This window comes from Chelatococcus albus, from assembly GCF_030067675.1.
Taxonomy (GTDB): domain Bacteria; phylum Pseudomonadota; class Alphaproteobacteria; order Rhizobiales; family Beijerinckiaceae; genus Chelatococcus_A; species Chelatococcus_A albus.
The window spans coordinates 327,232-339,914 of the sequence record NZ_JASJEV010000002.1 but is presented as its reverse complement, the minus strand read 5'-3'; the positions used below and the strand labels follow the sequence as shown (position 1 = coordinate 339,914).

Genomic DNA, 12,683 nt, shown 5'->3' with positions numbered 1-12,683 from the left:
GACCATCGCGATGATGCCGCCGGAGGATCGAAGGGCAAGCTCTCTGCGGTCACGGTCGAGCGAGCCCGCCGCGTCGACCGCATTCCGAAGACAGCGTCCGATGAACTCGATGGCGGGGAACGCGACCGTCGCGGCCAAGGCCCCGCCGGCGCACCGCCGGCATTCGCGGCCTCGCCGGAGCGACCCGTTGATTTGCCTCATGGCATGAAAGAGCGGCATCGTCGGCAGAGCGCCCTGATCGGCGCGGTTAGGAGGCCCGGCGCGGCCGGGTGGCCGGCGATGCGGCTTGATCTCGCCATGCTCACGGAACCGTCCGGCAATCTGCTCGACCTCGAGATCGTCGAGCGGAAGGGACTGGGCCATCCCGATACGATCTGCGACCATCTCACCGAGGAGCTCAGCCTCGCCCTCTCCCGCCACTACCTCGCCCAGTTCGGGCGGGTGCTGCACTACAACGTCGATAAGGCGCTGCTGTGGGGCGGGCGGTCGCAGCCCGCCTTCGGCGGAGGAGCCATCCTCGAGCCGATGGAGGTCTTTCTGGCGGGCCGCGCCACCACGGCGTTCGGTGCGGCGCGGCTGCCTCTCGCCGAGCTGGCCGAGGACGTGGTGCAGCGTTGGTTCGGCAACAATCTTCCTCTCATCGACCTGCACAGGCACGTGCGGACCCACTGCCTCGTGCGGCCCGGCTCCAGCGACCTGACCGACGTCTTCGAGCGACGCACGACGGGAACGGTCCTGCTCGCCAATGACACCTCCTGTGGCATCGGCTACGCACCCTTGAGCCGTCTGGAATCGATCGTCTACGCGGTCGAGCAGGAGCTCGGTGCGATCGCCCTTCGAGCCCACCCCGAAATCGGGCGCGACATCAAGGTGATGGGCGTGCGACGCGGCCGCGACGTGATGCTGACGGTCGCCTGCGCCTTCGTCGGCCGCTTTCTCGCAACCATCGCCGACTATGCGGCCGCCAAGGCGTTCGTCGCCGACACCGCCCGCGAGGTGGCAGCCGCTCACGGTGCGGACGCAACGGTCGCGGTCAACGTCGGCGACGACCTGGCCGCCGGGAGTGTGTACCTGACAGTGGTCGGCACCTCGGCCGAGGGCGGCGACGACGGCGAGGCTGGCCGGGGCAACCGCGTGAACGGCCTCATCACCCCCTTCCGGCCCATGACGATGGAGTCCGCCGCTGGCAAGAATGCCGTGACCCACGTGGGCAAGCTCTACAACCTCGCGGCCGGGCTCATCGCCGAAAGGATCGTCGAAGAGCTCCCCGCCATCGATGAGGCGCAGTGCTTCCTGGTGAGTGGTATCGGTCGCCCCGTAAGCGATCCACAGACCATCGGCATCCGGCTTCGTTCCGGTCGGCAGTCATCGCCCGCCGCGCACGAGATGGCCATTGCAGCGATCGTCGAGGAGGAACTCGCCAGGCTCGCCGCGGCCGCCGAGGCTCTCGCCGCCGGCACCCTGGCCATCGGCCGCTGGCCATTACGGTCGCGGGAGAGCCGAATTGCCGAGAGTTCCGGCGACCCGCCGGATCGAAATCATGAGAGAGGAGCCTCTTAGCCGCAGCCAGCGACGCCGAAGAGCCTGATGGGCGTCCTTCGGGAGCCGCCTTTGCCGGCCCGGGAGCGGGAGGGCTGCGCCGGTCTTCGCGACAGGTCAGGAGGCCGGGAGAAGGCCCCCGGCCCCGCCGCGGAGAACCCGCCATGCCCAAGCCCCGGAGGATGATCCCCGGTCGGCCCCGCGCATTCCCTCGACCAGTTCATGGCGTCACGATCAGTGCCGACCGCGAGCCCGGGAACCGGTGCGGGACGCGCTGCATCGGTCCGGCAACAGGGAACCGTCACTTCCGGCGCCTGCTGACGGACGGTGCCGGGCGGCTGCCGCCCCCTTCATTTCGCTGGGCAATCACCCCAAAGTCCCAGATCATTGGGGATCGGGGTCACTCTCGGCAGCGCATGCGATGAGCCTGTCAGCGCGGGAGAAGTCGAAACTCGACGATTACGACGCGATCTACCGGCAGGGCCAGCTGCCGGTGATGCAGGCCGTCGAACGCCGCGTCTGCGGTTGCGTCTATGGCGCCACCAGCTGGGCCACCCGCGACGAGGCCGACCTCATTGCGGCCGCGCTGGGGCTCGAGCCCGGGATCAGGCTTCTCGAGGTCGGCGCAGGATCGGGCTGGCCGGCACTCTATCTCGCCGCGAGATCGGGCTGCGACGTGACGCTGACGGACCTGCAGGTGAGCGGCCTCGAGATCGCGCTGAAGCGGGCGATGCGAGACGGCCTCGCCGCGCGCAGCCGCGCCACGATCGCCGACGCTGCGCAGCTGCCGTTCGCGGACGCGAGCTTCGATGTCATCAACCAGAGCGACGTGCTCTGCTGCCTGGTGCAGAAGCGCAAGGCGCTGAGCGAATGCCGGCGGGTGATCCGAGCCGGCGGGCGCATGGCGTGCTCGCTGATCCACGTGCCTCCGGGGCTCGATGCCGATGATCGTGCCCGGGCGGTCGAGACGGCGCCGGATTTCGTCGAGGCGGAGGCGGAGTATCCGGTGCTCTTCGTAGCGACCCGCTGGGCGGTCCTCGACCGGCTCGACCTGACGGAAGCCTTCACCCAAAGCTGCCGGGCAAAGCTGCGCGCCGAGGAGGAGCTGCGCCCGGAGATCGAGCGCGTCGTCGGCGCCGAGGAGCTCGGACGTCTTCACGCGCGCATGCGCCGGCGCATCGCGGTGCTGGAGCGGGGGCATCTGAAGCGCGAGCTGTTCGTCCTGAACGCCGTGCCATGAGGCATGGCTGGTGGGGATGCGGCTCCGGAACCAGCGCGCAGAGATCCTTCGCTACCTTGAAGAACGCTGCGCTCCCCGGAGCTCGACAGTCACCCCGCTCCGGTCCCGGCGAGGCGTAGCGCGGCGGCAGCGGCGCCGACCGCATGCCGAGCCGAGGCGCCATTGCCGGCCGTCGGGCACCAGTGGATCTCGTGCAGCGATCCGATCTGCCGTCGCGCCTCGGCGCTCACGGGCTCGCCTCGCCTGCCCCCCGGGGCGATGACGGCTTCGAGGCCAGGATTCGCGACGGCGGCAGCCTATGGTTGATGAGCCGACGCGAGCGTCCGGCCAAGCGGTGCCGTTCGAGCGGGGCACACATTCCACAACAAGAGAAGGGCGCGACATGTGCGGATCCGGCGCCCACGTCGACGAAAACTGTTCTAGCATCGCATGGAAGCGACCGACGCACGGCACCTGTGCCGATGCCGCCCCCAGGGCGCAGGTCGCGGGAGTGACGAGGTGAATCTTCGCTTTCTCGAAACCTTCGTATGGGTGGCGCGCCTCAAGAGCTTCAGCCTTACCGCCGAGAAGCTGCACACCACCCAGGCGGCCATCTCCCACCGCATCGCGACGCTGGAACGGGAGCTCGGCGTGCGGCTCTTCGAGCGCGATGCGCGCGACGTGCGATTGACGGCGGAAGGGGCGGACGCGCTCGATCATGCCGAGCGCATCGTGCGCGCCGCCGCCGAGTTCCGCCGGCGCATGAGCGATCCCAAAGCCCTGCGCGGTACGGTGCGCATCGGCGTCATCGACACGATCGCCCATTCCTGGCTGCCGCAGCTCATCGACCGCCTGCGCCACACCTATCCGGACGTGGCACTGGAGCTCAACGCCGACACGAGCGTCGACATCGCCAAGGACATCCTCGCCAATGAGGTCGATCTCGGGTTGATGATGGGCCCGGTCGAGGGGCACGGCATCGTCAATATCGAGCTGTGCACCTTCGCCTGCGTCTGGGTGGCGAGCCCGAGGCTCGGCGTGCCGGACGGGCCGCTCGAACTGACCGATCTCGCGCGTTTCCCGATCCTCTCCTTCCCGCGCAGCTCGAAGCCCCACAAGGCGATGGTGGGCTATTTCCAGCGCCTCGGCGAGGAGGAGGTGCGGCTGCATACGGCGGGCCTGTCGACGCTCATCCGGCTCGCGAGCGACGGTCTCGGCGTCGCCGCCATTCCCGCGGCCACGATCCAGCGCGAGATCGCGGAGGGCACGCTTCTCGCGCTCAACGTGCGCCAGCCCTTCCCGCCCCTGTCGCTGCACGCGGTCTACCAGGAGGCCGGCGACCGCCCCCTGCCCGGCCTCATCGCCGAGATCGCGCGCGAGGTGGCGGATGCCTTCTGCCGCTCCGTTGACCCACTAATTGCCTGGTGAACAAGGATTATTAGAAATTTCTATCGGGCCGGATCAGGATTTCGAGTTGGACGCTCGGGAAGCTCTCTTCCGATGATTGCAACCAATGCGGGAGCACCACGGAGGATGACGTGAAGGTCGCCCAGATCCAGATGAACACCCGGGAGGACAAGGAGGCCAATCTCGAGACAGCGGCGCGGCTCGTGACCGAGGCTGTCGAGAAGGAGGGGCCTGACCTCATCGTCCTGCCCGAATACTATGCCGCCCTCGTTCCCGACCCGACGGGCCAGCAGAGCACGGGTGAGGCCTTTCCGGAGGGCACCTCCTACAGGCTGATGTCGGGCCTTGCGGCCCGCCATAAGGTCACGATCCACGCCGGCAGCGTCGTGGAGAAGGCGGGCAACCAGTTCTTCAACACCACGCTCGTCTTCGGCCCCGACGGCAGGGAGATCGCGCGCTACCGCAAGATCCACCTGTTCGACGTCGTGGTGCCGGGCGGCCTGCGCTATCTCGAGTCGGAGACGGTCGGGCGCGGCGAGGAGGTCGTCACCTACAGGGTCGGCGAGTACACGGTCGGCTGCGCGATCTGCTACGACCTGCGCTTTCCCGAGCTCTTCCGCAAGCTGCGCGACCGCGGCGCGGACGTGATCGTGCTGCCGGCGGCCTTCACCCTGCAGACCGGCAAGGACCACTGGGAGACCCTCTGCCGCGCGCGCGCCATCGAGACGCAGACCTACTTCCTCGCGACGGGCCAGGTCGGCACCCACGCCGGCGGCAGGAAGGCGTGCTGGGGACACACCATGACCATCGACCCCTGGGGCAGCGTGATCGCCCAGGCATCCGACCGCGAGGGCTTCATCACGGCGCGGCTCGACAAGGGCTATCTGGCAGAGATCCGCCGGAGCCTTCCCGTCGCCGATCATCACGTGCTCGGCTGAGGACCCGCCCCATGTTCATGCTCAACGCCCTGCCCAGGCAGCTGCCCGCCAAGCTCGTCGCGCTCATGGAACAGGTGGAGACGGCGACCATCGGCCACATTCTCCATTCGGGCTTCGTCGACCCGGCCATCCGGGCGGTCCTGCCGCATAAGCGCGTCGCCGGCACCGCCGTCACCCTGCGCATCCCCGGCGCCGACTCGACCCTGCTGCACCACGTTCTCAGCCTCGTGCGGCCCGGCGACTTCCTGGTGATCGACCGCTGCGGCGACACGCGCCACGCCTGCTGGGGCGGCGTCGTCACGAATGCCGCGAAGGCCTCCGGCGTCGTCGGCAGCATCATCGACGGCCCGGCAACCGATTTCTCCGAGATCCGCCGCTGCGACATGCCCGTCTGGTGCCGCGGCCCCTCGCCGATCACCACGAAGCTCCTCGGCCTCGAGGGCGCCTTCAACGTCCCCGTGACCGTCGGTGGCCAGACGATCTGCCCCGGCGACGCCATCCTCGCCGACGAGAGCGGCGTGCTGGTGCTCAAGCCCGATGAGGCCGAGGCGATCTGCAGCCGTGCCATCGGCATGCAGGAGCGCGAGATCACGCTGCTCAACCGCATCCACAAGGGCGAGAAGCTCGCCGACATCTCCGGCGCGACGCGCATCGTGGAAGAGGCGAACCGCCGCGTTGCCGCGCAATGAAGACAAGCGAGGCCGGCGGCGATGCACCGCCGGCCGTCCGATCCAGGGGAAGGCCACGACCATGACCATCGACCGCCGCCTGTTCATCGCCGGCCTTGCCGCGAGCGCCCTCACGGCGCTGCCGGCCTTCGCGCAGGACACCTCCCTCTCCGGCGAGATCACCCTCGCCGCCTACAGCGGGGTGTTCCAGGACAACTACACGAAGGCCGTCGTCGAGCCCTTCATGAAGAGGTTTCCCAATATCAGGGTGAACTACTATCCGGCGCAGAGTTCGGCCCAGATGCTCGGCACGCTGCGCGCCCAGAAGGGAAGTCCGCAGGTCGACGTGGCGCTGCTCGACGTGTCCATCGCCAGGGTGGCGACGGACGAGGAACTCTTCGTGCCGCTCGAGGCCGCCAATGTGCCGAACCTCGCCAGCCTGCACGACCTGGCGACGATCGAGGGCGTCGCGGGCCGCGGCGTCACCTTCGACCATCTCACCCTGATCTACAACACGAAGGCAGTCAGCCCGGCGCCCACGAGCTGGAACGACCTGTGGAACCCCCGCTTCAAGGGCAAGTTCGTCATGCCGGGCGTGCCTGACATCCAGGGAACGGCGCTTACCGTCATCGCCAATGCCATGGCCGGCGGCGGCGATCCCGCCCGCGGGCTCGACAAGGGCTTCGCCAGGATGGTCGAGCTCGCGCCGCTGGTGCAGAGCTGGGACCCGAAGCCCGACGCCTATACGCTCGTCATCAACGGCACGGCCGACGTCGGCGTCGGCTGGAACGCGCGCAGCCAGTTCTACAAGGACCAGTCGAAGGGCCTTCTGGACGTCGTGCTGCCGAAGGAGGGCAGCGTCTTCCAGATCAATACCATCAATCTCGTCGCCGGCTCGAAGAACAAGAAGGCGGCGGAAGCCTTCATCGACTACGCCCTCGGGCCCGAGGCGCAGAAGGCCTTCACCGAGACCATGTTCTACGCCCCCACGAACAAGAAGGCCGAGATCGGCAAGGAGGCGCTCGACCGCACCGCCGCGGGCGTGATGGAGCGCATGATCAGGGTCGACTGGATCGCCCTCGCCAAGCTCCGCGACAAGCTGACCGAGCAGTGGCGCCGCCAGGTGCTGCCAGCGAGCCGATGACTGGACCGTGAGGGGTGACGGTGATGATGACCTCTCTCATTGACCGGGACATGCCGACGATCGCGCCCGCGCACGATCCCCGGCCCGACCATCTGGTGCTGGAAGGGCTCGAGAAGCGGTACGACAAGGTGGTCGCCGTCGCCGCCCTCGATCTCGCCGTCAGGCAGGGAGAATTCATCGCCCTGCTCGGCCCCTCGGGCTGCGGCAAGACGACGACCCTGCGCATGACGGCAGGGCTCGTTCCGGCGAGCGCCGGGCGCATCGTCATCGGCGGGCGCGACGTGACGCATCTGCCGCCCTATCGGCGGGACATCGGCCTCGTCTTCCAGAACTACGCGCTCTTCCCGCACATGACCGTGGCGGAGAACGTCGCCTTCGGCCTTGAGATGCGCAAGGTGCCGAAGGCCGACATCGGCAAGCGCGTCGCCGAGGCGCTGGCGCTCGTGCGCCTCGCCCAATACGGGGAGCGTCGGCCGCGGGAGCTCTCCGGCGGGCAGCAGCAGCGCGTCGCCCTCGCCCGCGCCCTCGTCATCCGCCCGAGCATCCTGCTCCTCGACGAGCCCCTGTCCAACCTCGACGCCAAGCTGCGCGAGGAGATGCGCACGGAGATCCGCGAGATCCAGCGACGGCTTGGCATCACCACCCTCTTCGTCACGCATGATCAGGTCGAGGCGCTCAGCATGTGCGACCGCATCGCCGTGATGCAGGCAGGCGAGCTCGTGCAGCTCGGCACCCCTTTCGAGATCTATGAGCGACCCCGGCGCGCCTTCATCGCCGACTTCGTCGGACGCTCCAACAAGCTCGACGGGATCGTGCGCGAGGCAGGCGTCATCGAAGTGGGGCCGCTGACCCTGCGCGCCACGGAAACGCCGGCGCGCGGCACTGAAGTCCGGATCTCGGTGCGCCCGCACCGCATCCACATCCATCCCCACCCCGGCTCCGCGCGCCCCCATGCCCGCACGAACCTGCTCGTCGGCCGGGTGGTGCGGACGACCTATGTGGGCGACGTCTTCCAGTATGACGTCGATGTCGGCCCCGGAGTGATGCAGGTGGAGAAGCCGACGGCCGCGGGCCCGCAGCCGATCAGCCGCGGCGACGAAGTCGAGCTCGAATGGTCCGTCGTCGATACGCTCGTCTTCGAGGATCGGCCATGACGGTGGCCACCTTCTCGGACGCCCCGGCAGCGACCCGCCAACGTCCGGTCGCGCCGCTCGCGGCCGCCATGCTGCTGCCGATCGCCATCGTCAACGCCATCGGCTTCCTGGCGCCGGTCGCGAACCTCTTCCGCATGTCGTTCAACGAGGCGACGGGCGGCGGTGGCCTGCGCGAGGCGGTGACCTTCGCCAACTACCTCGCCTTCGTCATGGACCCGTTCTATCTGGAGCTCGTGACCCGATCGATCGGCATGAGCCTCGCCATCACGCTGCTCACGCTCGTCGCGTCCTACCCGATCGCGCTCTTCATCCACCGCGCCCCGGCGCAGTGGAAGAGCCTGCTGACGATCGTCACCGTCTCGCCGCTCCTCGTCAGCGCCGTGGTGCGAACCTACGGCTGGATGCTCATCCTCGGGGACAGGGGCCTCGTCAACGGTCTCCTGACGAGCGCCGGCGTGATCCACGAGCCGCTGCGCCTCGTCAACAATACGACCGGCGTCGTCATCGGCCTCGTCGAAATCCTCATGCCCTACATGGTGCTGTCGCTGATGGCCGGCTTCGGCCGGCTCGACCGGACCTACGAGGAGGCGGCCCAGTCCCTCGGCGCCATGCCCTGGACCGCCTTCCGGCGTGTGGTGGTGCCGCTCACCCTGCCGGGCATCGCCCTCGGCTGCCTGCTCTGCTTCGTGCTCGCGGTCTCGTCCTTCATCACGCCGAAGCTGCTCGGCGGCGGGCGGGTCTTCCTGCTGGCGACGGAGATCTACGACCAGGCGATCGTCATCCTCAACTGGCCGCTGGCGGCGACGATGTCGATCGTGATCCTGGCCATCTTCGGGCTGGCGCTCGTGGCCTACACCCGCGTCGTCCGCCTGCTCGACTGAGAGGGAATGCGATGGACATCGGACGCAACTCCCAGGGCTTCACGCTGCTTGTCGGGCTGCTCTTCGCCTTTCTGCTCGCACCCGTTCTCTTCGTCTTTCCCATCTCCTTCAGCAACGATCCGTTCCTGGCCTTCCCGCCGCAGTCCTGGGGTTTCAAGTACTTCGCCGCACTGCCGCGGAACGCCGTGCTGATGAGCGCCTTCAGGACGAGCCTCGCGCTCGCCGCGACGGTGACGGCGCTCTCCCTCGCGCTCGCCGTTCCTGCAGCCTATGCGCTCGTGCGCCTCGACTTCAGGGGCCGGGACTGGCTGATGAGCCTGTTCACGGCTCCCCTTCTCCTGCCCTCGATCGTGCTCGGCCTCGCGATCCTGCTCGTCTTCGTGCGGGTGGACCTGCTCGCCACCTATCCCGGCCTCGTCATCGCCCATCTCGTCGTCACCCTGCCCTATGCGCTGAGGGTGATCGCCACCGCGCTCGGCACGCTGCCGCCGGCGATCGAGGATGCGGCGGCCACGCTCGGAGCTCCGCCCTTCACCGTCTTCCGGCGTGTGACCCTGCCGATGATGATGCCCGGCATCGTGGCGGCCTCGGCGCTGTCCTTCCTCGTCTCCTTCGACGAAGTGGTCATCTCGCTGTTCATCGTCGGCCCCAAGCTCTCCACCTTCCCCGTCGAGATGTTCCGCTACGTCGAGACACGGACGGACCCGCTCATCGCCGCCGCCTCCGTCATCCTCATCGTCGCCACGATCGGCATCGTGCTCGTGCTCGAGCGCAGCATCGGGGTCGCGCGAGCGCTCGGAAAGGCGAGTCAGCCATGAGCCTTCAGTGGGCTGCCCACTCGGCCTGAGCCAGGGAAATCGGCGCTGGCGGATCAACGGTTGCCCCGGCACGGAACGGGCCCCGGAAAGAATGCCGCCTCCGGTTGCCTCCATCATTTGTGTGGCGCCAGGTCCAAGAGCCCGTCCCGAAAGGGTTGAGTGGCCGGGACACTCGTGATTCCAAGGGGTTGTTCAGGCCATCTTGGGAAGCGAGCGATGTGGCCCCCAGCCACTCGCCGGCAGCATCGTCGCGCGGGGCTTCGATACGAAACGGATCTGACGGATGCGGAGTGGCGGCTGGTCGAGCCGTCGCTGCCAAGGCCGAAGCGGACGGGCCGGCCCTCGTCCTGGCCGCTGCGCGAGATCGTCAACGCGATCCTCTCCGTGATGCGCGGCGGCCTCGCCTGGCGGCTCCTGCCGAGCGATTTGCCGCCCGGGAGCACGGTCTGTCGCTGGTTTGCCGCGCGGCGCGACGGCGGCGTGTTCGAGGCGCTGAATCATGCGCTGCTGATGGTCGATCGCGAACGCAGCGGTCGGTCGGCTTCGCCGAGCGCCTGCATCATCGACAGAAAGACGCGTGAAGAAGCGTGAAGACGCGCGAGGCCAGCGGGCCGCGCGGCTGCGACGCCGGCAAGGAGGTCATGGACCGCAAGCGCCATGCCCTCGTCGATACCGACGGGCGCGGCCTCGTCCCCTTCGCCCACCCGGCCAGCATGCAGGATCGTGACGGCGCGGGTCTGCTGCTGGCCGCCTCGCGCCGCCCGTTCCCCTTCATCGAGAAGGTCTTCGCCGATGCCGGCTACCAAGGCCCGCGCGTCGCGACCGCAACCCGCATCGCCGTCGAGATCGTCCGCCGCAAGCCCCATCAGATCGGCTTCGCGGTTCAGCCAAGGCGATGGGTCGTCGAGCGCTTCTTCGCCTGGATCAACCGAAACCGAAGGCTGTGGAAGGATGCGGAAGCCACGATCGCATCGGCGACAGCCTTCCTCTATGCGGCTGCTGCCATGGCTCTCATCCGGCGCATCGCACGCACCTCATGACTTTCGGGACGGACTCTCAGGCCGTAATGCGCTGAACTGATTGAATCTCATGGCCGCATTCGGCCGCATTCACCGGCATCGGACCACAACAAGCGGATAACGACTCCGTTACGGCGGCGGGCGCATTGCGGAGTTGAAATCACGCAATATTGGCCGCCTGGCCGACACCGACCAGGCGACGATTGCGCGACAGCGTCAACCGGCGCAACACGATAGCTTCGCCACATCCTTCTCGAAGGACAATGCTGCAAGCTTCAGCCCTTCGACCGTTGTGAGGTAGGGGAAGATCGAGTCAACAAGGTCATCAATCGTGAGCCCCTGACGGATAGCAAGGACGGCAGTCTGAATGCTATCGGCCCCTTCCGGGGCAAGAATGTGCGCACCAAGGAGCTTGCGGGTTCTCGCATCCGCAACGAGCTTAATGAGCCCGCGCGTGTCGCGGGCGGCGAGCGCGCGTGGCACCTGATCGAGCGGAAGGACCGATACTTTCGCGTGATAGCCCGCCGCGCGGGCAGCGGCCTCGGTGAGGCCCACGCTTGCGACCTGCGGATCGGTGAACACCACCGCCGGTATCGCATGATTGTCATATCTGAGGCTGTCACCATTGAGAGCGTTCTTCGCCGCGATCTTGGCGCCGTAGGCCGCCATGTAGACGAACTGATCGCGGCCGGTCACGTCGCCTGCGGCGTAAACGCCCGCGCGCGTCGTGCGCATCCGGTCATCCACCTTGATGCCGCCGTTCGACAGCACCTCCACCCCGGCTTCGGCGAGCCCCAACCCTTCGGTGTTCGGCCGCCGGCCGGTGGTGACAAGGACCATCTCGGCCTCGAGTGTGTCGTCCTTGCCGCCGTCGCCGATGTCGAGCGCAATTCCGCAGGCTGTCTTTCGGATTGCCTGCGGCCTGACGCTCTCGCGCAGCACGATTCCCTCGGCGCGGAAGTAGTCCGCCAACGCCTTGGAGATGTCCGGCTCGCCGGCCGACAGGATGGGCACGAGATCGACGATCGTCACCTTGACCCCGGCGCGGGCGAACATCTGTCCGAGCTCGCAGCCGATATAGCCGCCGCCGATCACCAGCAGTGATCTCGGGAGCCGTTCCAGTTCCAGTGCCGTGGTGCTGGTGAGGTAGGGAACGCCGTCGATCCCCGGAATCGGCGGCAACGAGGGCGAAGCGCCGGTGGCAACGATCACTTTGCCAGCCTTAACGAGGCTGCCGTTGAACCCGACGCCGCCATCCGCGAGGCGAGCGCGGCCTTCGAGATACGCAATCGTGTTGTAGCTCGGGAGCAGGTCGAGATATTTGGATTGGCGAAGCGCGGACACAAGATCATCCTTCTGGCGCACCATCGCGTGCCAGTCCTCGATTCTTGCGTCCGCGCGGATGCCGCCGAAGCGCGCGGCAGCCTTTGCCTGATGGAGCGTTTCGGTTGCGCGAATGAGATTCTTGGACGGCACGCAGCCGACATTGACGCAGGTGCCGCCGATGGTGCCGTGGCCGATGAGCGCGACCTGCGCGCCCTGCTCGGCCGCCGTGATCGCGGCCGAAAAGCCGGACGAGCCCGCGCCGATCACGGCAAGGTCATAGCTCCTGCGTCCGTTGGATGGCGTGCAGCAGTCGCTCATTGTCTGAAACCTTCTTTCAGGGACTGGTCTTCGCAGCAGGGCGTAGCGCTCGCGCGGCGCCTGTAAAGACGCAGCCCGACCCATCCGAGCACGAGAGCAAGAATGGGAATGAGCAGATAAGCACCGCTCGCGAGCGCGCCGCCGATCCCGAGCGACCCGATCGCGACGACCAGAAGAGGCGCAGCGCAGCAAACGATGGCCGCCAGCAACCCGCCGATTGGTCCGACCAGCATCCGTGTTCGATCGCCCATT

Annotated in this window: 12 protein-coding genes; 10 read left to right on the top strand and 2 right to left on the bottom strand. The window is 67.8% G+C overall.

The window, feature by feature from the left end; genetic code table 11:
* Positions 1-279 precede the first annotated feature (279 nt).
* The 10 genes from QNA08_RS05260 (at position 280) to QNA08_RS05215 (ending at position 10,808) form a co-directional block, all read left to right on the top strand.
* Positions 280-1,560 (top strand): methionine adenosyltransferase, encoded by a 1,281-nt coding sequence (locus tag QNA08_RS05260; RefSeq protein WP_283739617.1) that lies wholly within the window; start codon positions 280-282, stop codon positions 1,558-1,560.
* Between the two features lie 400 nt (positions 1,561-1,960).
* Positions 1,961-2,779, top strand: a complete 819-nt coding sequence (locus tag QNA08_RS05255) for a class I SAM-dependent methyltransferase (RefSeq protein ID WP_283739616.1) — start codon at positions 1,961-1,963, stop codon at positions 2,777-2,779.
* Between the two features lie 498 nt (positions 2,780-3,277).
* On the top strand, positions 3,278-4,186 hold the full coding sequence (locus tag QNA08_RS05250) for a LysR family transcriptional regulator (protein ID WP_283739615.1): 909 nt from the start codon (positions 3,278-3,280) through the stop codon (positions 4,184-4,186).
* A 110-nt stretch (positions 4,187-4,296) separates the two neighbouring features.
* Complete coding sequence (locus QNA08_RS05245) at positions 4,297-5,103, top strand: carbon-nitrogen hydrolase family protein (protein ID WP_283739614.1); 807 nt, start codon at positions 4,297-4,299, stop codon at positions 5,101-5,103.
* An 11-nt stretch (positions 5,104-5,114) separates the two neighbouring features.
* Positions 5,115-5,792, top strand: a complete 678-nt coding sequence (locus QNA08_RS05240) for an RraA family protein (RefSeq protein ID WP_283739613.1) — start codon at positions 5,115-5,117, stop codon at positions 5,790-5,792.
* 61 nt (positions 5,793-5,853) lie between these two features.
* Positions 5,854-6,915, top strand: coding sequence for an ABC transporter substrate-binding protein (locus QNA08_RS05235; protein ID WP_283739612.1), 1,062 nt, complete (start codon positions 5,854-5,856; stop codon positions 6,913-6,915).
* A 23-nt stretch (positions 6,916-6,938) separates the two neighbouring features.
* Complete coding sequence (locus tag QNA08_RS05230; protein ID WP_422679859.1) at positions 6,939-8,069, top strand: ABC transporter ATP-binding protein; 1,131 nt, start codon at positions 6,939-6,941, stop codon at positions 8,067-8,069.
* The gene (locus QNA08_RS05225) at positions 8,066-8,950 is read left to right on the top strand and encodes an ABC transporter permease (RefSeq protein ID WP_283739611.1); all 885 of its coding nucleotides are present in this window, start codon (positions 8,066-8,068) and stop codon (positions 8,948-8,950) included. Before QNA08_RS05230 ends, QNA08_RS05225 begins: the two co-directional genes overlap by 4 nt.
* 11 nt (positions 8,951-8,961) lie before the next feature.
* On the top strand, positions 8,962-9,768 hold the full coding sequence (locus tag QNA08_RS05220) for an ABC transporter permease (RefSeq protein ID WP_283739610.1): 807 nt from the start codon (positions 8,962-8,964) through the stop codon (positions 9,766-9,768).
* A 216-nt stretch (positions 9,769-9,984) separates the two neighbouring features.
* Positions 9,985-10,808, top strand: a protein-coding gene (locus QNA08_RS05215) for an IS5 family transposase (RefSeq protein ID WP_422679862.1) whose coding sequence is annotated in 2 segments (ribosomal slippage) — positions 9,985-10,347 and positions 10,350-10,808 — 822 coding nt in all. Because the reading frame shifts where the segments join, the coding sequence is not laid out codon by codon here.
* A gap of 195 nt (positions 10,809-11,003) precedes the next feature.
* On the opposite strand, the gene merA is transcribed toward QNA08_RS05215, so the two are convergent.
* On the bottom strand, positions 11,004-12,431 hold the full coding sequence (gene merA, locus QNA08_RS05210) for a mercury(II) reductase (protein WP_340321622.1): 1,428 nt from the start codon (positions 12,429-12,431) through the stop codon (positions 11,004-11,006).
* Positions 12,428-12,682, bottom strand: coding sequence for a hypothetical protein (locus tag QNA08_RS05205; protein ID WP_283739609.1), 255 nt, complete (start codon positions 12,680-12,682; stop codon positions 12,428-12,430). The genes merA and QNA08_RS05205 overlap by 4 nt, the downstream gene beginning before the upstream one ends.
* Between the last annotated feature and the right edge of the window lies 1 nt (position 12,683).